Annotated in this window: 22 protein-coding genes; 18 read left to right on the top strand and 4 right to left on the bottom strand. The window is 69.5% G+C overall.

Annotation, left to right across the window (positions count from 1 at the left end; translation table 11 throughout):
• Both C8261_RS17330 and C8261_RS17475 read left to right on the top strand, forming a co-directional pair.
• Window positions 1-410, top strand: a 410-nt coding sequence (locus C8261_RS17330) for a hypothetical protein (protein WP_181358916.1), incomplete at its 5' end; no start/stop codon positions are given.
• A gap of 157 nt (window positions 411-567) precedes the next feature.
• Entirely contained in the window at window positions 568-1,491 is a 924-nt protein-coding gene (locus tag C8261_RS17475; protein WP_219905178.1) for a DUF6708 domain-containing protein, read from the top strand.
• Window positions 1,492-1,530: 39 nt separating this feature from the next.
• Here C8261_RS17475 and C8261_RS09720 read toward each other — a convergent pair whose 3' ends face one another.
• A complete protein-coding gene (locus tag C8261_RS09720) occupies window positions 1,531-2,520 on the bottom strand; it encodes a hypothetical protein (protein WP_181358917.1) in 990 nt (329 codons plus the stop codon).
• Entirely contained in the window at window positions 2,517-3,101 is a 585-nt protein-coding gene (locus tag C8261_RS09725) for a CAP domain-containing protein (protein ID WP_181358918.1), read from the bottom strand. Before C8261_RS09725 ends, C8261_RS09720 begins: the two co-directional genes overlap by 4 nt.
• Window positions 3,102-3,267: 166 nt before the next feature.
• On the opposite strand from C8261_RS09725, the gene ubiB reads away from it, so the two are divergent.
• The 12 genes from ubiB (at window position 3,268) to dsbD (ending at window position 15,029) form a co-directional block, all read left to right on the top strand.
• Window positions 3,268-4,797, top strand: coding sequence for a ubiquinone biosynthesis regulatory protein kinase UbiB (gene ubiB, locus C8261_RS09730; RefSeq protein WP_107493519.1), 1,530 nt, complete (start codon window positions 3,268-3,270; stop codon window positions 4,795-4,797).
• Between the two features lie 10 nt (window positions 4,798-4,807).
• Entirely contained in the window at window positions 4,808-5,710 is a 903-nt protein-coding gene (locus C8261_RS09735; protein ID WP_181358919.1) for an arginase family protein, read from the top strand.
• Window positions 5,711-5,856: 146 nt separating this feature from the next.
• Window positions 5,857-7,317, top strand: a complete 1,461-nt coding sequence (locus C8261_RS09740; RefSeq protein WP_107493521.1) for a sodium:solute symporter family protein — start codon at window positions 5,857-5,859, stop codon at window positions 7,315-7,317.
• A 92-nt stretch (window positions 7,318-7,409) separates the two neighbouring features.
• Window positions 7,410-8,423 carry a ubiquinone anaerobic biosynthesis protein UbiU gene (ubiU, locus tag C8261_RS09745; protein ID WP_107493522.1) on the top strand — a complete coding sequence of 338 codons (1,014 nt, stop codon included), beginning with the start codon at window positions 7,410-7,412 and terminating at the stop codon, window positions 8,421-8,423.
• 123 nt (window positions 8,424-8,546) lie between these two features.
• A complete protein-coding gene (locus tag C8261_RS09750; RefSeq protein WP_107493523.1) occupies window positions 8,547-9,443 on the top strand; it encodes a U32 family peptidase in 897 nt (298 codons plus the stop codon).
• A 26-nt stretch (window positions 9,444-9,469) separates the two neighbouring features.
• Window positions 9,470-10,015: a ubiquinone anaerobic biosynthesis accessory factor UbiT gene (gene ubiT, locus C8261_RS09755; protein WP_107493524.1), complete on the top strand. Its 546-nt coding sequence runs from the start codon at window positions 9,470-9,472 to the stop codon at window positions 10,013-10,015.
• Between the two features lie 54 nt (window positions 10,016-10,069).
• Entirely contained in the window at window positions 10,070-11,152 is a 1,083-nt protein-coding gene (locus tag C8261_RS09760; RefSeq protein WP_107493525.1) for a VanZ family protein, read from the top strand.
• Window positions 11,153-11,176: 24 nt separating this feature from the next.
• Window positions 11,177-11,497 carry a (2Fe-2S) ferredoxin domain-containing protein gene (locus C8261_RS09765; RefSeq protein ID WP_107493526.1) on the top strand — a complete coding sequence of 107 codons (321 nt, stop codon included), beginning with the start codon at window positions 11,177-11,179 and terminating at the stop codon, window positions 11,495-11,497.
• On the top strand, window positions 11,494-12,150 hold the full coding sequence (locus C8261_RS09770) for an alpha/beta hydrolase (protein ID WP_107493527.1): 657 nt from the start codon (window positions 11,494-11,496) through the stop codon (window positions 12,148-12,150). The genes C8261_RS09765 and C8261_RS09770 overlap by 4 nt, the downstream gene beginning before the upstream one ends.
• Before the next feature lie 21 nt (window positions 12,151-12,171).
• Window positions 12,172-12,783, top strand: coding sequence for a glutathione S-transferase (locus tag C8261_RS09775; protein ID WP_107493528.1), 612 nt, complete (start codon window positions 12,172-12,174; stop codon window positions 12,781-12,783).
• 10 nt (window positions 12,784-12,793) lie between these two features.
• Window positions 12,794-13,135, top strand: coding sequence for a divalent-cation tolerance protein CutA (gene cutA, locus C8261_RS09780; protein WP_107493529.1), 342 nt, complete (start codon window positions 12,794-12,796; stop codon window positions 13,133-13,135).
• Between the two features lie 10 nt (window positions 13,136-13,145).
• A complete protein-coding gene (gene dsbD / locus C8261_RS09785; protein WP_107493530.1) occupies window positions 13,146-15,029 on the top strand; it encodes a protein-disulfide reductase DsbD in 1,884 nt (627 codons plus the stop codon).
• Between the two features lie 18 nt (window positions 15,030-15,047).
• On the opposite strand, the gene C8261_RS17335 is transcribed toward dsbD, so the two are convergent.
• Entirely contained in the window at window positions 15,048-15,233 is a 186-nt protein-coding gene (locus tag C8261_RS17335; RefSeq protein ID WP_107493531.1) for a hypothetical protein, read from the bottom strand.
• A gap of 195 nt (window positions 15,234-15,428) precedes the next feature.
• On the opposite strand from C8261_RS17335, the gene C8261_RS09795 reads away from it, so the two are divergent.
• From C8261_RS09795 to nusB, 4 genes are read left to right on the top strand one after another with little or no spacing between them, the layout of a single operon-like run.
• A complete protein-coding gene (locus tag C8261_RS09795; protein WP_107493532.1) occupies window positions 15,429-16,034 on the top strand; it encodes a riboflavin synthase in 606 nt (201 codons plus the stop codon).
• On the top strand, window positions 16,031-17,122 hold the full coding sequence (ribBA, locus tag C8261_RS09800) for a bifunctional 3,4-dihydroxy-2-butanone-4-phosphate synthase/GTP cyclohydrolase II (protein ID WP_107493533.1): 1,092 nt from the start codon (window positions 16,031-16,033) through the stop codon (window positions 17,120-17,122). Before C8261_RS09795 ends, ribBA begins: the two co-directional genes overlap by 4 nt.
• Before the next feature lie 35 nt (window positions 17,123-17,157).
• Window positions 17,158-17,628 carry a 6,7-dimethyl-8-ribityllumazine synthase gene (ribH, locus tag C8261_RS09805; protein WP_107493534.1) on the top strand — a complete coding sequence of 157 codons (471 nt, stop codon included), beginning with the start codon at window positions 17,158-17,160 and terminating at the stop codon, window positions 17,626-17,628.
• Window positions 17,625-18,065: a transcription antitermination factor NusB gene (gene nusB / locus C8261_RS09810; RefSeq protein ID WP_107493535.1), complete on the top strand. Its 441-nt coding sequence runs from the start codon at window positions 17,625-17,627 to the stop codon at window positions 18,063-18,065. The genes ribH and nusB overlap by 4 nt, the downstream gene beginning before the upstream one ends.
• 70 nt (window positions 18,066-18,135) lie before the next feature.
• Here the strand turns inward: nusB and C8261_RS09815 are convergent, their stop codons facing one another.
• Window positions 18,136-19,482 (bottom strand): DEAD/DEAH box helicase, encoded by a 1,347-nt coding sequence (locus C8261_RS09815; protein WP_107493536.1) that lies wholly within the window; start codon window positions 19,480-19,482, stop codon window positions 18,136-18,138.
• Window positions 19,483-19,652 lie beyond the last annotated feature (170 nt).

Raw genomic sequence — 19,652 nt, forward strand, 5'->3', positions numbered from 1 at the left:
AGGGCCCGGCCGCGCTGCCCCCGGTGCGCCACTACCTGAGCGTGCGCCGGCGCGGCCTGCGCGCCTTCGTCGATGTGCTGGGCATGATGCGCGCCACGCCCATCGCCACCCTCACCTCATCCGGCCGCCCTCCTCGCGAACGCACCCTGGCCGCGGCCCTGATCGCCGGCATCGGCCTGCTCGCGCCGGTGTTGATGTGTTTCCAGATCGCCCATGGCATTGCCATGCATACCTGCCGCACCCCGCACTGGCCTGCCACCCATGAAGCGCTCGCCGCCAGCGGCGGCCCCATGCGCCCGCCTCCGGGCGCGAGCCCCGACCACCAGCCCCTGCAGCGCCACGAGCAGTTCATCGGCGCCTTCTGGCTGCTGTGCGCCATCGCCGGCTGGGCATGGCTGATCGGCAGGTGAAGGGCTGATGGTCATGGGCGGGCAGGCACGCCACCGGTCAACGCAGCGCCGAGGTACTGGGGCGACCAACACCCCTGTCCGCCATGCGGCCTGGACCGAGGAGGTGACCTGGCCCTTCGCCCCCCCGGGCCGGCATTGAGAAGGCAGATACGGACTTATGGAGTTTGAAGGGCTGATCAGTTCCTACCCCGCGAATCGTCCACTCACGCGCGAGGAAATCGAGGATTACCTGCCTGTCGACCGGCGCAACGATGTCGAGCCGCAGTCGCAGCTGGCGGCCATACGTGCAAACTCGACCTTTCTGGAGCTCACCGACAAGTTCTTCGGAGCGAAGGGGCAGGCAAGCCTGGTCGCGTTACTGGTCATCGGCATTTCCATCCTGGCCATGGCTGCGGCACTGATCAGTGTCGTGGACGGCATTGAGCAGGCGAGCCAGCAAGAGATGCTTGATGGGATGGCATTCCTCGCCATGACAACGCTGATCTTCATGCCGCTCTTTGGTGCAGGCCTCTGGTTCTTGCTGAGCGAGTCCTTTTCCCTCACTCATTTCCCCATCCGTTTCAACCGCAGAAACCGCATGGTGTACGTCTTTCGAACCAACGGCAGCGTGCTTTGCGCACCGTGGGACGAGCTCTTCTTCACCCTCTGCCGGCAACCCCGGGGAGGCGGGTTGAGCCTGTGGGAGGTCAGGGCCCATGTCCTCGCCAGCGACGGCACGACGGTGCGCGAGACCTTCGCACTTCCCTTCGCTGCGAGACGCCACGAGCCGGCGCTGCTGTCACTGTGGGAGTTCGTCCGCCGCTACATGGAGGACGGTCCTCAGGACACTGTGCCGCGCATCGCACGCCTCACCCCGATCAGCCAGCAGCGGGAGCGCTTCTGGCATGGTTGCCGACGCCTGTGGTCAGAGTTGGTTGGCGGAGCACCGATGCCGGTCATGTTCGGCCTCCTGGCGCCACTCTTCACCCCTCTCGCCATCACCCGCCAGTTCGCCAAATGGACCAGCCGCATTCCGGTCTGGCCCGCGGAGGTCGAGGCCGCGTGCGAGATCGCCGCGGACGACCCGTACGTCAAGGAGTAACGTGCCTGTTCAGGGCAGCCCCATGGCGGGGCTCACCACTCACTCCGCGGGCTGCGGCACAGGCACGAGGCGGTTGAGGCGGGATTGCAGCAGGGCAGCGGCCACCGGAGGCAGGAACAGGGCCCACAGGCTGGTGCCGAGCACTGAAGGAGGGGCTGGCAGGCCGTTTTCCTGGTACTTGCGCTGCAGGACCTCGGCAAGACTGGCGACGGCGAAGAGCCACAGGAAGGGGATGAAGATGCCGCCGAGCAATGCCCCGCGCGGCGACATCAAAGCGCGCGATGGCGCCACCGCGGCGACTTCGCCATGCACGCGATACAACCAGTAGAGGCCATAGAACGGCACCAGGAAGAGCAGCGCGACCTGCAGCGGCGGCCTGCTCCGGGGGGTGAGTGCGTAACCCCGCTCCGGCGGCGGGCCGGCAAACATCTGCGCCGGCAGGGTGAGCAGCAGCGCGGCGCTGACCAGCACTGCAACTGCCGCCAGGTAAGGCACGCTGCGCATCTCCCAGAGGTCGTAGCTGACCCCTGCGAGCCCGTTGCTCAGCGTGCCGCCCGCAAACCCCAGCGTGGCGACGATGCCGAACGGGATGAGATAGGCTTCCGCGCCGCCTCGCCCGCCGGCGATGACGGCGGGCAGGATGAACACGAGCGCTCCGCCAGCGAGCCCGTGCAAAGCCCAGCCGATGGACATGCCCCAGAGCGGCAGACCTTCCTGCATCACCACCAGCAACCCGCAGAAGGTCAAGGCGGCCAGCAGCACCATTGCAAGCAGAGGCTTCCACTTGATCGCCAGCCACGCCAGCGGCAGGCACAGCAGGGCCGACACGGCGCCGACCTGCCGGGTGTTGCCGAGCTCTGCCAGGCTTAGCCCGGAGCTGATGCGCAGATCCAGCAGTACCGAGCCCCGCGCGGCGCCGGAAAACACGTCGACAAGCACATAGGCGATCAACAGCGCCCAGAAGCGCCAGCTGCTGAGCTGATCAGCCCAGGTCCAGGACGCCGGTGGCGGCGCGGCGGCGGCCATCAAGCGGCGTGGCTCGGGCCGGCGGCGGCGCGACGGCGGGCGGCGAGGCCCAGCAGACCCAGCCCGGCGAGCAGCATGGCGTAGGCGTGGGGCTCGGGAACGGGGGCGAGGGTGCCGAAGTTCTGCACCCAGTAGTGGCGGTAGTCGCTGCTGCCGAGGTAGTAGTAGCCGACGCCGATGCCCAGCCAGTCGGGGTTGAGGATGTTGGCACGGTGGCCTGCGCTGTCCATCCAGCCGGCCACCACGGCGGCCGCGGTGCTGTAGCCGGCGGCGATGTTCTCGCCGATGCCGGCCAGCGGGTAGTAACTGTAGATGCGCTCGCTCCAGACGCCGCCGTCGCAGCTGTTGTGGGAGAAGCAGCCGTTGCTGGCCATGTCGTGGGCGTGGGCGCGGGCAGCTGCCTGCAGGCGGCTGTCAAAGCTCAGCGCACCGAGGCCGGCGTTGGCACGCTCCAGATTGACCAGCTCGATGACCGCGCCTTCGAACTCGGCGGAGAAGTAGTCGGCCTGCGCGACCGCCGGCAGTGCGGCGGTGGCGGCGAGGACGGCGGCGGGGAAGGCGGCGAGAAGGCGCTGGACGGGCATGGGATGAGTCCTCCGGTTTATGGCTGCAGCATTATGAGAGCACAATGACATGCACACAAGTGTGCCGCGCAGCGCGCGGTGCGCGGCATGCCGGCGGCGCCCCTGCTCGACGGCATGGGCCTGCCTCCGATACAGTTCTGCATTTGCCCACTCCGCCCCTCCTCCCGTGCGCCTGTTCCGCCTGATCAAGATCGTTTCCGTCGGCCTGCGCTTCGGCCTCGACCGCATGGTGCTCGATGCCGACAGCAGCGGCCGTCTGGCGCGCCTGTGGAACGTGCTGTTCTTCTGGCGCCGTTTTCGCGAACCGCGCGCGGTGCGCCTGCGCCGTGCGCTGGAGTCACTGGGGCCGATCTTCGTCAAGTTCGGGCAGATGCTGTCCACCCGCCGCGATCTGCTGCCGCCGGATCTCGCTGACGAACTGGCGCTGCTGCAGGACCGCGTGCCGCCCTTCCCCACCGCACAGGCGCTGGCGCTGCTGGAGGGTTTCTACGGCCGCCCGGTGGACGAGGTGTTCCGCGATTTCGAGCGCACCCCGGTGGCCTCTGCCTCGGTGGCGCAGGTCCATTTTGCCCGCCTGCCGGATGGCACCGAGGTGGCGGTGAAGGTGCTGCGCCCGGGCATCGAACGCGTCATTGCCCATGATCTGGCGCTGCTGGAGGTGGCGGCGATGCTGCTCGACCGCCTGTGGCCGGAGGGGCGGCGGCTGAAGCCGCGCGAGGTGGTGGCGGAGTTTGCCAAGCACCTCGCCGACGAGCTCGACCTGATGCGCGAGGCCGCCAACTGCTCGCAGCTGCGGCGCAACTTCACCGAGTCGCAACTGCTGATCGTGCCCGAGGTGTATTGGGACTGGTGCGGCAAGTCGGTGATGGTGATGGAGCGCATGCACGGGGTGCCGATCTCGCAGACCCAGGCGCTGCTGGCGCAGGGCACGGATCTGTCGAAGCTGTCGCGCGCGGGGGTGGAGATCTTCTTCACCCAGGTCTTCCGCGACGGCTTCTTCCATGCCGACATGCACCCCGGCAACATCTTCGTGCATGCCGACGGGCGCTACATCGCGCTCGACTTCGGCATCATGGGCACGCTCACCGATGTCGACAAGAACTACCTGGCGACCAACTTCCTGGCCTTCTTCAAGCGCGACTACAAGCGCGTCGCGCAGGCCCACATCGACGCCGGCTGGGTACCCGCGAAGACCCGCGTGGACGAGTTCGAGAGCGCCATCCGCGCGGTGTGCGAGCCGATCTTCGACAAGCCGCTGAAGGACATCTCCTTCGGCAAGACGCTGCTGCGCCTGTTCCAGACCGCGCGCCGCTTCGAGATGGAAGTGCAGCCGCAGCTGGTGCTGCTGCAGAAGACCCTGCTCAACATCGAGGGGCTGGGCCGCCAGCTCGACCCCGAGCTGGATCTGTGGAAGACCGCCAAACCTTTCCTGGAACGCTGGATGAACGAGCAGATGGGCTGGCGCGCGGTGCTGCGCGGGGTGCGCGAAGAGGCCCCGGCATGGGCCGGCACGCTGCCGCAACTGCCCCGCCTGGTGCATCACGCGCTGACCGAACCGTCGCGCCAGCAGCTCGCCATTCGCGACGAGCTCGACCGCCTCAACACCACCCAGCGCCAGCAAAGCCGCATCCTCGCCATTGTCGGCCTGCTGCTGGCGGCACTGGTGGGACTGGAAGTGCTGCGCCTGCTCGGCTGAGCTCAGAGCCGTGGCGAGCGTTTCCCGCACCCTCGCCGTGGTCGCCGCCGCGTCCGCCGCCGGCGCACCGCGCCGCGGCCCCGAGCAGGGCCCCGGGGCGTTGCTCGGGGCCGGCCTCACCCAGGCCTTGCAGGACGCTGGCTGTGCGATGGCCGGCACCACGCTGCTGGAAGCGCAGGACGCCCCCGCCTGCGGCACGCCGATGCACCAGCGTCTGCAGGCCTGCGCCGACTATGCCCGGCGTCTGGCGGAGCGCATCGCCACGCTCCCTGCGGCGCACACCGCGCTGGTAATCGGCGGCGATCACGCGGTGGCCGCAGGCAGCTGGCGCGGCGTCGGGGTGCGCCAGGGCGATGGCGGCGCACCGGGACTGTTGTGGATCGACGCCCATCTCGACAGCCACACCGACGCCACCACCCATTCGGGCAACATCCACGGCATGCCGCTGGCGGCCCTGCTCGGCGAGGGCGCGGCGGCACTGACCGGGCTGCGCGGCCCCGCGCTCGACCCGGCGCGCACCTGCGTTCTCGGTGCGCGCGCCTGGGAGGGCGAGGAGCGCGCCCTGCTGCAGCGCCTCGGCGTACGCATCTTCGAGATGGCGGAGATCCGCCGGCGCGGCCTCGACGCGGTGTTTGCCGAGGCGCTGCGGATTGCCCGCGGCAAGGGTGGCGGCTTCGGCGTCAGCCTCGACCTCGACGCCATCGACCCGCAGCAGATGCCCGCCGTGCTGTGCCCGGAGGCCGGCGGCATCGATGCCGGCGAACTCGCCACGGCGCTGCGCACCCTGCGCGGCTGCGCCGATCTGCGCGCACTGGAAATCACCGAATACGTGCCCGCGCTGGACCCCGATGGGGGCTGCGCGCGACTGGTGATCGACCTGGCCTGCGCGGCACTGGGGCGGCGATCCGGCTGATGCACCACCGTTGTGCGCCATAAGCGGCAACTTGCGCGCAATTGGGTGCCGTTTCATCGCGTTTTACCCCCACGGCAGCGGTATTCGTTGCTACACTTCGCCCCGCTGAATTCCACCCCTCGTTGAACCGTGCGGAGAGGCCGCCCATGCTGCTCTGGCTCGTTGTCGCCTACCTCGTCATTTCCATCGGCATCGGCCTGGTGGCCGCCACCAAGGTGCACAACGCCCGCGACTACATCGTCGCCGGCCGCAACCTGCCGATGTACATCGTGCTGGCCATGGTGTTCGCCACCTGGTTCGGCGCCGAAACCGTGCTCGGCATCTCCGCGACCTTCATCGACGAGGGCTTCCGCGGACTGATCTCCGACCCCCTCGGGGCCTCGATCTGCCTGGTGCTGTTCGGCCTCATCTTCGCCCGCCCGCTGTACCGCATGAATCTGCTCACCCTGGGCGACTTCTTCCGCGTGCGCTACAACCGCAGCACCGAACTGATCCTCTCGCTGTGCATCATCGCCTCCTACCTGGGCTGGGTGGGCGCGCAGATCGCCGCGCTGGGCCTGGTCTTCAACGTACTCTCCGACGGTGTGGTGACCATGAACCAGGGCATGGTGATCGGCGCCGCGGTGGTGCTGCTGTACACCCTGTTCGGCGGCATGTGGTCGGTGGCCATCACCACCTTCGTGCAGATGATCGTCATCGTCGCCGGCCTGCTCTACGTCACCTGGCTGGCGGGCGACATGGCCGGCGGCTTCAATACCGTGATCGAACGCGCTGCGGCCGACGGCAAGTTCGAGTGGCTGCCCAGCCTCGACGCCCTCGACATGCTGGCGTGGACCGCCGCGCTGCTCACCATGGCGCTGGGCTCGATCCCGCAGCAGGACGTCTTCCAGCGCGTCAATTCGTCGAAGAACGAGCGCATCGCGGTGTGGGGGACCACGCTGGGCGGGGTGAGCTACTTCTTCTTCGCCGCGGTGCCGCTGTTCCTCGCCTACTCGGCGACGCTGATCGACCCCGGGATGGTCGAGCGCCTGATGGACGAGGACACGCAGCTGATCCTGCCGCACCTGATCGTCAACTACATGCCCTTCGCCGCCCAGGTGATCTTCTTCGGCGCCCTGCTGTCGGTGATCATGAGTACCGCCTCGGGCACCCTGCTGGCACCGTCGGTGACCTTCTCGGAGAACATCCTGCGCGGCTTCATCCCCAACATGAGCGACCGCCAGTTCCTGTGGAGCACGCGCATCACCGTGGCGGTGTTCGCCGTGCTGGTGACCATCTACGCCACCTCCACCGAAACCACCATCCACCACATGGTGGAGAACGCCTACCGCGTCACCCTGGCCGGCGCCTTCGTGCCGCTGGCCGCCGGGCTGTTCTGGAAGCGTGCCAACAACCTCGGCGCCGCGCTGGCGATCGCCTTCGGCATGGCGACCTGGCTGCTGCTCGAATTCACCGTACCGGAAGGCGACGTCGAACCGCAGCTGATCGGCCTGGTTGCGGCCATCATCGGCATGCTCATCGGCGGCTACCTCGGCCCGCAAAGCCATCACCGCCCGCACGCCGGCCACCATCGCGCCGCTGCCGCCACGCACCACGTCGCACGCTGAGCGCAGGCGCCGCGACCCGCCCTTGACCCCGGTCAACGCACGGGCGCGGCACAGCGAATAAGGTTGCGGGGCTTTTTTCGCCCCGCAACCAAATGAACCCCTCCCAACGCATCGAACTGGTCTGTCCGGCAGGCAGCCTGCCCGCGCTCAAGACCGCCATCGACCACGGCGCCGACTGCGTCTACCTCGGCTTCAAGGACGCCACCAACGCGCGCAATTTCACCGGGCTCAACTTCGACCCGGCGAGCATGCGCGAAGGCGTGCGCTACGCCCACCAGCGCGGCCGCAAGGTGCTGCTGGCGCTCAACACCTACCCGCAGGCCGGCAACTGGGGCGACTGGACCGCCGCGGTGGACCGCGCCGCCGAGATGGAACTGGACGCGGTCATCCTCGCCGACCCCGGGCTGATGGCCTACGCCGCCAAGACCCATCCGCAGCTGCGCCTGCACCTCTCGGTGCAGGGCTCGGCAACCAGCTACGAGGCGATCAATTTCTACCATGAGCGCTTCGGCATCCAGCGCGCGGTGCTGCCGCGCGTGCTCTCGCTGGCCCAGGTGGAACAGGTGATCGCCAACACCCCGGTGGAGATCGAGGTATTCGGCTTCGGCGGGCTGTGCGTGATGGTGGAAGGGCGCTGCGCGCTGTCGGCCTACGCCACCGGCGAGTCGCCCAACTGCAACGGCGCCTGCTCGCCCGGCAAGCATGTGCGCTGGGAGCAGACCCCGCAGGGCATGGAGACGCGGCTGAACGGCATCCTCATCGACCGCTTCGCCGACGGCGAGCGCGCCGGCTACCCCACGCTGTGCAAGGGCCGCTTCGACGTCAATGGCGAGACCTACTACGCCATCGAGGAGCCCACCAGCCTGAACACCCTCGAACTGCTGCCCGAGATCGCCCGCGCGGGCGTGCGCGCGATCAAGATCGAGGGCCGCCAGCGCAGCCCGGCCTACGTTACCCAGGTCACCAAGGTGTGGCGTGCGGCGCTCGACCGCGTGATGGCCGACGCCGACAACTTCACCGTGCAGCCGGCGTGGATGGCCGAGCTCAACAAGGTCTCGGAAGGCCAGAGCCACACCCTGGGCGCCTACTACCGGCCGTGGAAGTAAGCGCGCGTACGCACCGATACCACACCGTTCGGGCTGAGCGTGTCGAAGCCCGATTGCCTCCGCCGGGAATCGCCCTTCGACATGCTCAGGGCGAACGGTGGCGGAAAGACCAATGAGATTGCCATGAAACTCGCCCTCGGACCCCTGCTCTACTACTGGCCGCGCCAGGCCACACTGGATTTCTACGCCGACATTGCCGACAGCACGGTGGACATCGTCTACCTCGGCGAGACGGTGTGCTCGCGCCGCCATGAACTGCGCCTCGACGACTGGCTGGAAGTGGCCGGCGTGCTCGCCGCGGCCGGCAAGGAGGTGCTGCTGTCCACCCAGGCGCTGATCGAGTCCGAATCGGACCTCAAGGCCCTGCGCCGCATCGTCGCCCAGGGCGAGTTCGGCGTCGAAGCCAACGACATGGGCGCGGTGCGCCTGCTCGCTGCGGCCGGGCGCCGCGACTGGGTCGCCGGCCCCACCCTGAACGTCTTCAACCCCGCCACCCTCGGCCTGCTGCAGGACGCCGGTGCGCGACGCTGGGTGATGGCCCCGGAAATGTCCGGCGCAGCCCTCGCCGACCTGCTCGCCGGCATGGAGCAGACCCCGCAGACCGAGGTCTTTGCCTGGGGACGCCTGCCGCTGGCGCACTCCGCGCGCTGCTTCACCGCCCGCCACTTCAACCTGCAGAAGGACACCTGCGAGTTCCGCTGCCTGGGGATGAGCGAAGGCATCGTGCTGCGCACCCGCGAAGGCGAACCCTTCCTCACCCTCAACGGCGTGCAGACCCAGTCGGCGCGGGTCTACAATCTGCTCGGCGACCTGCCCGCCCTGCGCGCCCACGCCGGCGTGCTGCGCATCAGCCCGCAGGGCGAGCATACCCGCGCGCTGGTGGACACCTTCCGCGCCGCGCTGGCCGGCGAGCTCAGCCCGGCGGCGGCGCTGGAGCACAGCCGCCAGTGGATGAACGACGCCCCGTGCAACGGTTTCTGGCACGGACGCCCCGGTGTGGAACAATACGTCGCTGCGTAACCGCCCCCTTCCTGGATCCCCGCCCCATGCCCGCCCTGCCCGCCCTGCCCGATCTGGCCACCCTGCAGAACGCCGCCCGCCGCCTGCCCACCTTCGTGCTGCCGCCCGCGGTGGCCCGCATCGTCGCCCGCCTGCCGCAGCAGCCGCCCACCCTCGCCCTCACCGCAGCGCTCAACCTCGCCCTCGGACGCATCCTGCCGCGCGAGGACCTCGCCCCGCTGAACGGCCGCCGACTGCGCCTGCGCGTACTCGACGCCGGCCTGACACTGGACTTCGGCCTTGGCGAGAAGGGTTTCCGCACGCTGCCGGCGGGCGCTGCCCGCCCCGACCTCACCCTCAGCGCCACGGTGCGCGACTTCATCGCCCTCGCCGCCCGCGAAGAGGACGCCGACACGCTGTTCTTCAGCCGCCGCCTGGTGATGGAGGGCGACACCGATCTCGGCCTGCTGGTCAAGAACACCCTCGACGCGGTGGACTGGGAGGCCGTCGACGCCCGCTGGTCGCCCGCCGCACTGCTCGCCCGCCTGCCCCTGCCGGCGCTGTTCGCGACGCGCCCGCGCACGGCCGCCTGATGCCCGCCGTGGCGCCTCCCGCGCCCACCGCCGGCTGAGTGCACGGGCAAAGCGATGGCGCGTACCGCCTCTGCCCTGCCGGTCCACCTCGCCCTCGCCTATGCAGGGCTGGTGGCCTACGCCTGCCTGCACCCGTTCACCGGCTGGCAGGGCAGCGGCCTTGCCCCCTTCGACTTCCTGCTGGCGCCGTGGCCGAAGTACTACGAGGTGGACGACATCGTCCTCAACGTGCTCGGCTACCTGCCGCTCGGTTTCGTCACCGCGGCGGCGCTGCCGCGGCGCTGGGCCGCGCTGCTGCGCATCGTGCTGGCGACGCTGCTGTGCGCCCTTCTCAGCCTGGGGCTGGAGACCGCGCAGAACTTCCTCCCCACCCGCGTCGCCTCCAACATCGACCTCGGTGCCAACGCCGCCGGCGGTCTGCTCGGTGCCCTCCTCGGCACCCTCCTCGGCAACTGGCTGTTCGGCGAGCAAGGCTGGCTGCAGCGCTGGCGCGCGCGCCGCATCGTGGGTGGCCACATGGGCGATGCCGGGCTGATGCTGCTGGGCCTGTGGCTGCTCACCCAGCTCACCCCCGACGGCCTGCTGTTCGGCAGCGGCGACCTGCGCCAGGCCCTCAGCCTGCCCAGCCCGGTGCTGTTCCAGCCCGCCGCCTTCATCCGCCTGGAGGCCGCCCATGTCGCCGCCACCGTGCTCGCCGCCGGCCTGCTGGCACGCTGCATGATGAGCGCTCCGAGCATCTGGCCGATCCTGCTGCTCCTCGCGCTGGCCTGCGGCGCCAACACCCTGGCGACCTTCTCCTTTTTTTCCACCGACGATCCGCTGGCCTGGCTCACCCCCGGCGCACGACTGGGTCTCACCATCGGCCTCCCCCTGCTCGGCGCCAGCCTGCTGCTGCCGCGGGTGATCCAGCACGCGCTGGCCGGCGTCGCGCTGCTGGCAGCCACCCTGCTGGTCAACCTGATGCCCGCCAATCCCTACCTGCCACTCAACCCGGCAATGCTCGACTCCGGCCACTTCCTCAACTTCCACGGTCTCACCACGCTGGTGACCAGCGCCTGGCCCTTCCTCGCCCTCGCCTACCTGTCGGCCCTCGGCCTGTGGCGCGGCGAGCACCTGAACGGCGGCCGACGCTTATAATCAGCGGATTCCACGGGAGTCCGCATGAGCTATTTCAAGCACCATGTCTTCTTTTGCTGCAACCAGCGCCAGGCCGGCGAAAGCTGCTGCAACGACCATAACGCCAGCACCCTGCAGACCCACGCCAAGGAGCGCATCGCCGCGCTCGGCCTGAAGGGGCGCGGGCAGGTGCGGATCAACAAGGCCGGCTGCCTCGGGCGCTGCGACGACGGCCCGGTGCTGGTGGTGTACCCGGACAACGTCTGGTACACCTACGTCGACCAGGAAGACATCGACGAGATCATCGACAGCCACCTTGCCGGCGGGCGCATCGTCGAACGCCTGCGCCTGAAGGACGCCCCGTGAGCCGCCCCGCCCCCACCGAGAGCGTGCTGCTGCGCGGTGGCGCCGGCGCCATCGATGCGCTCATCGACAGCCCCGCGACGGTGCGCGGCATCGCCGTGGTCTGCCACCCCCATCCGCTCTACGGCGGCGCCAACACCAACAAGGTGGCGCACACGCTGGCGCGCAGCCTGCGCGATCTCGGCTACGCCGTAGTGCGGCCGAACTTCCGCGGCGTGGGCAGGAGCGAAGGCACGCACGACCACGGCAACGGCGAGACCGAGGACATCCTCGCCGTGCTCGGCTGGGCACAGTCGCGCTGGGGCAGCCTGCCGCTGGCGCTGGGCGGCTTCTCCTTCGGTGGCTTCGTGCAGTGCCGCGTGGCCAATCGCCTCGCCGGCAGCCTCACCCCGGTGCAGCGCCTGGCGTTGGTCGGCATGGCCGCCGGCAGCGCCGCCGACGGCGCCCGCCAGTACGACACCCCGGCGCTGCCCGAAGGACTCTCCAGCCTGATCGTGCATGGCGAGGCCGACGACACCGTACCGCTCGCCAACGTGCTCGACTGGGCACGCCCGCAGGAGCTGCCGGTGGTGGTGGTGCCCGGCGCCGACCACTTCTTTCACGGCAAACTGCACATCATCCGCGAACTCATCGCCCGCAACTGGACTCCACTGTAGATCGCCCCCGGGAGCCTGACCATGAAACTGTTTGCCTCGCTGACCAGCCCGTACGCCCGCAAGATCCGCATCCTGCTTGCCGAGAAGGGCCTGCCCTTCGAGCTGGTGGTGGATTCGCCGTGGGAAGCCAACACCCGCATCCCCGCGCTCAATCCGCTCGGCAAGGTGCCGGTGCTGATCACTGACGGCGGCGAAGCCTTCTTCGACTCTCCGGTCATCGCCGGCTACCTGGAAACGCTCGGTGCCGCACCGGCAATGCTCCCCGCTGACGCGCTGGGGGCCGTGCGGGTACGCCAGAGCGAGGCGCTCGCCGACGGCATCACCGACGCCGCGGTGGCAGCGCTGCTCGAATCGCGCCGCCCCGACGGCGAGCGCAGCAGCACCGAGATCGCCCGCCAGCGCGAAAAGATCGTCCGCGGCCTGGAGGCCCTCGCCGGGCGCGTCGGCACGCGGCGCTGGCTGCACGGCGAGGCCATCGGCCTCGGCGACGTCGCCGCGGCGGTGGCGCTGGCCTATCTCGACCTGCGCCACCCCGACATCGACTGGCGCAACCGCCACCCCGCGCTGCAGGCCTACGCCGAGCCGCTGTTCGCCCGTCCGGCCTTCGTCGACACCCGTCCGCCGGCCGGCTGAGCACACAGCGATGAGTGAAAGCGAGGTCCTGCTGGTGTTCACCAACGCGCCGGACGCCGACAGCGCCCGCCACATCGCACGCAGCCTCATCGACGCGCGCCTGGCAGCTTGCGTGAACGTGCTTGCACCGTGCACCTCGCTCTACCGCTGGCAGGGTGAGGTCGAGGCCAGCACCGAGGTGCCGCTGCTGATCAAGAGCACGCGCACGCACTACGCTGCACTGGAAGCGGCGATCCGCCTCGCCCACCCGTACGAACTTCCGGAGATCGTCGCAGTCCCTGTGGAGCGCGGACTGCCCGGCTACCTCGCCTGGGTGACTGCCGAAACCACGCCCCCTGCCCCGCACACCTGAGCCCCGCCCCATGCTTCGCCTCCCTGCGTCCCTGCTTGCCCGCGCCACTGCCGCGCTCTTCCTCGCCCTCGCCCTGCTGGTGCCGGCGGTCCACGCGCAGACCCACCCGATGGATCCGGAACGCGCCTTCGCGCTCAGCGCCCGCGCGCTCGACCCCGAGACCGTCGAGGTCAGCTTCCGCATCCACAAGGACTACTACCTCTACGGCGACAAGTTCGGCTTTGCCGCCGACCTCGCCGAAGTCAGCCTCGGCGCAGCGCTGATTCCCCCCGGCACGGTCAAGGACGACGACTTCTTCGGTACCGTCGAAACCCACCGCGGCGATGTGCGCATCCTGCTGCCGGTCAGCGCCCCCGACGACGCCCGGCGCTTCACCCTGACGGTCAACAGCCAGGGCTGCTGGGACGGCGGCATCTGCTACCCGCCAGCTACCCAGGCTGTCGCCATCGATCTCGACGCGCCGCCGGACAGCGGCCGCGGCAGCCTTCTCGAACGCCTGCGTGGCGGCGCCCCGGCCGCCACCACGGCGCCACCGCGTCCCGCGGAGAGCAGCCCCGGCGCGCCCGCGGCAGCCGCCGCCGCCGACGAGAGCGGACGCATCGCCGGCCTCCTCGCCGGCGCCAGCGTGCCGCTGATCCTCGCCAGCTTCTTCGGCTTCGGCCTGCTGCTGGCGTTCACGCCGTGCACCTTCCCGATGATTCCCATCCTCTCCGGCATCATCGTCGGCCACGGCCACCACATCTCGCGCATGCGCGCGCTGCTGCTGTCGCTGGCCTACGTGCTGGGGATGGCGGTGACCTACGCCCTTGCCGGCGTCGCCGCCGGGCTGTCCGGCACCCTGCTGTCGGCGGCACTGCAGAACGCCTGGGTACTCGGCGCCTTCGCACTGGTGTTCGTGGCCCTGGCGCTGTCGATGTTCGGCTTCTACGAACTGCAGATGCCTGCCGCCCTGCAGAGCAGGCTGGCCGACAGTGCCGCCCACCGCAAGGGCGGCAGCCTCGGCGGGGTAGCGGTGATGGGCGTGCTCTCGGCCCTCATCGTCGGCCCCTGCGTGGCTGCACCGCTGGCCGGCGCCCTGCTCTACATCGCCCAGACCGGCGACGCCGTGCTCGGCGGCGCTGCGCTGTTCGTCATGGCGCTGGGCATGGGCGCCCCGCTGCTGGTCGTCGGCGTCGCCGCGCGCAGCGTGCTGCCCAAGGCCGGGCCGTGGATGGAAGGGGTCAAGAAAGCCTTCGGGGTGATGCTGCTGGCCGTTGCGCTATGGCTGCTCGACCCGGTGCTGCCGGCCCTCGCCACCATGCTCGGCTGGGCCGCGCTGCTGCTCTTCTCCGCCATCTTCCTGCATGCCCTCGACCCCCTGCCGGCGCATGCGCGAGGCTGGCAGCGCTTCTGGAAGGGTTTCGGCGTGGTCCTCCTGCTCGCCGGCGCGGCCATGCTGGTCGGCGCCCTGGCCGGCTCCCGCGATCCCCTGCAGCCACTCGCGGTGCTGCGCGCGCAGGCCGCCGCACCGGCTACGGCGCTGCAGTTCGAACGCATCGACTCGCTCGCCGAACTCGACGCCCGCGTCGCCGCCGCCGGCCGCCCGGTGATGCTCGACTTCTACGCCGACTGGTGCGTCTCCTGCAAGGAAATGGAGCGCTACACCTTCAGCGACCCCGCCGTCGCCGCACGCATGGGGCGAATGCTGCTGCTGAAGGCCGACGTCACCGCCAACAGCGACGACCACAAGGCCCTGCTGCGCCGCTTCGGCCTCTTTGGCCCGCCCGGCATCATCTTCTTTGACGCCGCCGGCACCCAGCACGAGGAACTGCGCGTGGTCGGCTTCATGCGCGCCGCGCCGTTTGCGGAGATTCTCGACCGTGCGCTGCGCCAGGATCCCGCAATCCGGGGGTGAGTCCCCACCCGCCGGCCCTCAGTTCTTCCCTGGCGTCTTCCCGGCAAGCTTCCTCCAGCCGCCATCGACGCGCTCGTACAGATCGGCCGTCAGGCTGCAGGCACCCGTGGCATGGATCTCCCTGACGGTGTCCCCGAGGCGCTGGAGTGCGTCCCGGTTGGCCGAGTCCGCAACCAGCAGCACGTCACGGCTGGGGATGCCCATCCAGTCGATAAGAGGGCGCCGATGCCCACACGCTGCGGACGGGCCCGGCGGGCCCAGCGCCATGCCCCTCACTCACCGCAGGACGAACCGACCGCGGTCGCCCAAGGCGCAGTGCCTGTGGATCACCGGATCGAACTGCCCCGACGCCGCGCTTTGCCCTACAATGGCGCCTTCCCCATCCGTACGGTCCCCCCAATGTTTTCCGGAATCGTGGCCGCCTGCGGCCGTATCGAACATATCGAGCCGCTCGAAGACGGCGTGCGCCTGAGCGTTGACGTCGCCGGGCTGGATCTGGGCGACGTCGCCATCGGCGACAGCATCGCCAACAGCGGCGTGTGCCTGACCGTGGTGGCCATCGATGGCACGCGGGTCAATTTCGACGTCTCCCGCGAGACCCTCAACTGTACCGTCGGCCTCGACGGCGTCGGCAACGAGGTCAACCTGGAGAAGGCCCTGCAGCTCAACGACCGTCTTGGCGGCCATATGGTCACCGGCCACGTGGACGGCGTCGGCGAGGTGCTGCGCTTCGAGCCCGTGGGCGAAAGCCACGAGCTGGTCGTCCGCGCGCCGGCGGCGCTCGCCGGCTACATTGCGCGCAAGGGTTCAATCACCGTCAACGGCGTGAGCCTGACGGTGAATCGCGTCGACGGCACCGATTTCTCCATCAATCTCATCCCCCACACCGTGGCGGTGACCAATCTCAAGCATCTGCGCGCCGGCAGCCGGGTGAACCTGGAGATCGATCTCATCGCCCGCTACGTCGAGCGCATGCTGGCCTGGCGCGAGGAGGCCGTGCAATGACCGCGCTGTCGCCGATCAGCGAGATCGTCGAGGACATCCGTGCCGGGCGCATGGTGATCCTGGTCGACGAGGAAGACCGCGAGAACGAAGGCGATCTGGTGATGGCCGCCGAGTTCGTCACCCCCGAGGCGATCAACTTCATGGCCAAGCATGGCCGCGGCCTGATCTGCCTGACCCTCACCGAGGAGCGCTGCCGCCAGCTCGGCCTGCAGCAGATGGTGCGCGACAACCGCACCCCGCACGGCACCGCGTTCACCGTCTCGATCGAGGCCGCCACCGGGGTGACCACCGGCATTTCCGCCCACGACCGCGCCCGCACCGTGCAGGCCGCGGTGGCCCGCCATGCGCGCCCGGACGATATCGTCACCCCAGGGCACATCTTCCCGCTCACGGCGCAGAAGGGCGGCGTGCTGATCCGCGCCGGGCACACCGAGGCCGGCTGCGACCTCGCCCAGCTTGCCGGGCTGGAACCCGCAGCGGTGATCTGCGAGATCCTCAAGGACGACGGCACCATGGCCCGCCTGCCCGACCTGGTCGAGTTCGGCAAGGCGCACGGCCTGAAGATCGGCGCCATCCGCGACCTCATCGAGTACCGTGCCGCCAACGAGCACCTCGTCGAGCAGGTCTGCGAGAAGGAAGTGGACACCCCCCACGGCCGCTTCCGCCTCTCCGCCTTCGAGGACAAGACCTCCGGCGACGTGCATTTCGCCCTCAGCCGCGGCGACATCGACCCGGCGCGCGAAACCCTGGTGCGCGTGCATGAACCGATCGCGGTGGTGGACTTCCTCGACCCGGAGAGCGGTCGCCACAGCTACGGCGTCAATGCGGCAATGGCCGCCATCGCCGCTGCCGAGGCCGGCGTCATCGTCCTGCTCTACCGCCCGCAGAGCGGGCGCGAGCTGCTCGCCAGCCTGACCGGTACCGCGGATCGCCCGGCGCGCTGGGATCCGCGCCTGTTCGGCGTCGGCGCGCAGATCCTGCGTGCCCTCAAGGTCGGGCGCATGCGGCTGATGTCGAGCCCGCGCAAGATTCCCAGCATGGCCGGCTTCGGCCTCGAAATCACCGGCTTCCACGGCGACGCGGACTGAGCCGCCGCGCCCGCCCCGCAATTCACGGAGTTCCCATGCCCCGCTTTGACCTCATCAACGAGTACGAAACCGACCTCAACGGCCAGGGCCTGCGCGTCGGCATCGTCATGAGCCGCTTCAACCAGGATGTCTGCGAAGGCCTGCTGTCGGCCTGCGTGGACGAACTGCAGCGCCTCGGCGTGTCGCCCGAGCTGATGCGCATCGCCACCGTGCCCGGCGCGCTGGAGATTCCCCTCACCCTGCAGACCATGGCGCGCAGCGGCCGCTTCGACGCCCTGGTGGCGCTGGGCGCGGTGATCCGCGGCGAGACCTACCACTTCGAGCTGGTGTCCAACGAGATGGGCGCCGGCATCACCCGCGTCACCCTCGATACCGGCGTGCCGGTGGCCAACGGCGTGCTCACCACAGAAGACGACGACCAGGCGCTGGCCCGCATGCAGGAGAAGGGTAGCGACTGCGCCCGCGCCGCAGTTGAGATGGCCAACCTGCTGAAGGCCCTGCAATGAGCAGCGCCAAGTCCCCGCGCCGGCGTGCGCGCGAGTTCGCCCTGCAGGGCATCTACCAGTGGCTGCTCTCCGGCAACAGCGTGCCGGTGATCGAAGACCACATGAGCCAGGTGTCGGGCTTCGACAAGGCCGACCGCGAGCTCTTCGTCGAGCTGCTGCGCGGCACCCTCGACAACGTCGCCGACCTGCAGTACGACTTCGCGCCCTACATCGACCGCCCGCTCGCCGAACTGTCGCCGGTCGAGCGCGCCATCCTGCTGCTCGCCACCCATGAGCTCAAGTGCCGCCTGGAAACGCCCTACCGCGTGGTGATCAACGAGGCCATCGAGCTCGCCAAGGGCTACGGCGCCACCGACGGCCACCGCTTCATCAACGGCGTGCTCGACAAGCTCGCCGCACAGCTGCGTGCGGCGGAGATCGAAGCGCTGAAGAAGTAAGCGCCGGCACGACCCGGCAGACGAAAAAATACCCGCCGCGGCGGGTATTTTCTTTTCCCCCCGGAGAGGCTCAGGGGCGCGGACGGCGGGCACCCTGCGGGCGCTCGCTGCTGAAGCGGCCCTCGCCACCGGCGTTGCGCCCGAAGCCACCGCTGCTGCTGCGGCGCGGCTGCTCGGACGGCCACGGGCTGTTGGCGCCGCGACCGCCGAAGCCGCCCGGCTTGCCGCCGCTGCCGAAGCGCGGCTTGTTGCCCGCCGGGCGCGGATTGGCTGCGCGCGGGCTGGGCTCCAGACCTTCGATGGTGTGCACTTCGATGCGGTCACCGGTGTAGCGCTCGATGGCACGGATGATGCCGGTCTCGCGCGGGCCGGAGAGGGTGATGGCGATGCCGGTGCGGCCGGCACGGCCGGTGCGGCCGATGCGGTGCACATAGTCTTCGGCCTGACGCGGGGGATCGAAGTTCACCACGTGGCTGATGCCGGCGACGTCGATGCCGCGGGCGGCCACGTCGGTCGCCACCAGCACGTTGATGCGACCCTGGCGCAGCTGCTGCAGGGTGCGGTTGCGCGCGCCCTGGTGCATGTCGCCGTGCAGCGCGGCGGCGGCAAAGCCCTTTTCCTGCAGCTGCAGGGAGATTTCCTCGGCGCCGCGCTTGGTGGAGGTGAACACCACCGCCTGATTCAGCGTGGTGCAACCCAGCACCGCTTCGAGGAGCTTGTTCTTGTGGCCAAGGCCATCGGCGTAGAGCAGGCGCTGTTCGATATTGCCACGGCTCTCGTCGGTGCCGGCGATCTCGATGCGCTGCGGGTCGCGGGTGAGCTGGCGGGCCAGGTTGCCGACCACGCCGTCAAGGGTGGCGGAGAACAGCAGGGTCTGGCGGCTCGCCGGAGTGGCGCGAACGATGGTCTCGATGTCTTCGAGGAAGCCCATGTCAAGCATGCGGTCGGCTTCGTCGAGAATCAGCACTTCGATGTCGGAGAGCTTGAGCTTGCGGCGTTCGAGGTGGTCGATGAGACGGCCCGGGGTCGCCACGATGACGTCCGGATTGCGGGCAAGCTGCTTGACCTGGGCGAAGAAGGGGGCGCCGCCGACGAGGCAGGCGGTGTTCAGCCAGCGCAGCGCGCGGCCATAGGTGTTGACCGCCTTCTCGACCTGCAGGGCGAGCTCGCGGGTCGGCGTGAGCACCAGCACACGCGGGCCGGCACCGGGCGCCGGACGGCGGCCGATGAGGCGTTGCAGGGTGGGGAGGGTAAAGGCTGCGGTCTTGCCGCTGCCGGTGTGCGAGGACACCAGCAGGTCGCCACCGGCGATCGCTGCGGGAATGGCCTGCAGCTGCACGGGGGTGGGTACGGTATAGCCGGAGCTCTGGATGGCCTTCAGCAGTTCGGCGTCGAGGCCAAGTTGATCGAACGTCATTCGTAATCTTCCTTGCATGGCTGGCCGGCAGGGTATGGGCCGGAACAGCCGGATCAGGCCCGCAAAAACGGGCCGCATGACATCGCACCGCCCGCAGACCATGGGTAATGGTCGCGGACGCGAGGCCACCGGAAACGGGGGCGCACGATGAGCGTGGGCCGGTCGCCGGC

It is taken from the genome of Pseudothauera lacus (genome assembly GCF_003034845.1).
Classification (GTDB): Bacteria; Pseudomonadota; Gammaproteobacteria; order Burkholderiales; family Rhodocyclaceae; genus Pseudothauera; species Pseudothauera lacus.

What these genes read in the sequence shown, in the direction of transcription:
- C8261_RS09815 (WP_107493536.1), bottom strand. Translation starts at nt 19,482, where the DNA reads ATGACGTTCGATCAACTTGGCCTCGACGCCGAACTGCTGAAGGCCATC.
- C8261_RS09775 (WP_107493528.1), top strand. Translation starts at nt 12,172, where the DNA reads ATGAAACTGTTTGCCTCGCTGACCAGCCCGTACGCCCGCAAGATCCGC.
- C8261_RS17475 (WP_219905178.1), top strand. Translation starts at nt 568, where the DNA reads ATGGAGTTTGAAGGGCTGATCAGTTCCTACCCCGCGAATCGTCCACTC.
- ubiT (WP_107493524.1), top strand. Translation starts at nt 9,470, where the DNA reads ATGCCCGCCCTGCCCGCCCTGCCCGATCTGGCCACCCTGCAGAACGCC.
- ubiU (WP_107493522.1), top strand. Translation starts at nt 7,410, where the DNA reads ATGAACCCCTCCCAACGCATCGAACTGGTCTGTCCGGCAGGCAGCCTG.
- ribH (WP_107493534.1), top strand. Translation starts at nt 17,158, where the DNA reads ATGCCCCGCTTTGACCTCATCAACGAGTACGAAACCGACCTCAACGGC.
- cutA (WP_107493529.1), top strand. Translation starts at nt 12,794, where the DNA reads ATGAGTGAAAGCGAGGTCCTGCTGGTGTTCACCAACGCGCCGGACGCC.
- C8261_RS09795 (WP_107493532.1), top strand. Translation starts at nt 15,429, where the DNA reads ATGTTTTCCGGAATCGTGGCCGCCTGCGGCCGTATCGAACATATCGAG.
- C8261_RS09725 (WP_181358918.1), bottom strand. Translation starts at nt 3,101, where the DNA reads ATGCCCGTCCAGCGCCTTCTCGCCGCCTTCCCCGCCGCCGTCCTCGCC.
- nusB (WP_107493535.1), top strand. Translation starts at nt 17,625, where the DNA reads ATGAGCAGCGCCAAGTCCCCGCGCCGGCGTGCGCGCGAGTTCGCCCTG.
- C8261_RS09760 (WP_107493525.1), top strand. Translation starts at nt 10,070, where the DNA reads ATGGCGCGTACCGCCTCTGCCCTGCCGGTCCACCTCGCCCTCGCCTAT.
- C8261_RS09750 (WP_107493523.1), top strand. Translation starts at nt 8,547, where the DNA reads ATGAAACTCGCCCTCGGACCCCTGCTCTACTACTGGCCGCGCCAGGCC.
- C8261_RS17335 (WP_107493531.1), bottom strand. Translation starts at nt 15,233, where the DNA reads ATGGGCATCCCCAGCCGTGACGTGCTGCTGGTTGCGGACTCGGCCAAC.
- ribBA (WP_107493533.1), top strand. Translation starts at nt 16,031, where the DNA reads ATGACCGCGCTGTCGCCGATCAGCGAGATCGTCGAGGACATCCGTGCC.
- C8261_RS09765 (WP_107493526.1), top strand. Translation starts at nt 11,177, where the DNA reads ATGAGCTATTTCAAGCACCATGTCTTCTTTTGCTGCAACCAGCGCCAG.
- C8261_RS09740 (WP_107493521.1), top strand. Translation starts at nt 5,857, where the DNA reads ATGCTGCTCTGGCTCGTTGTCGCCTACCTCGTCATTTCCATCGGCATC.
- dsbD (WP_107493530.1), top strand. Translation starts at nt 13,146, where the DNA reads ATGCTTCGCCTCCCTGCGTCCCTGCTTGCCCGCGCCACTGCCGCGCTC.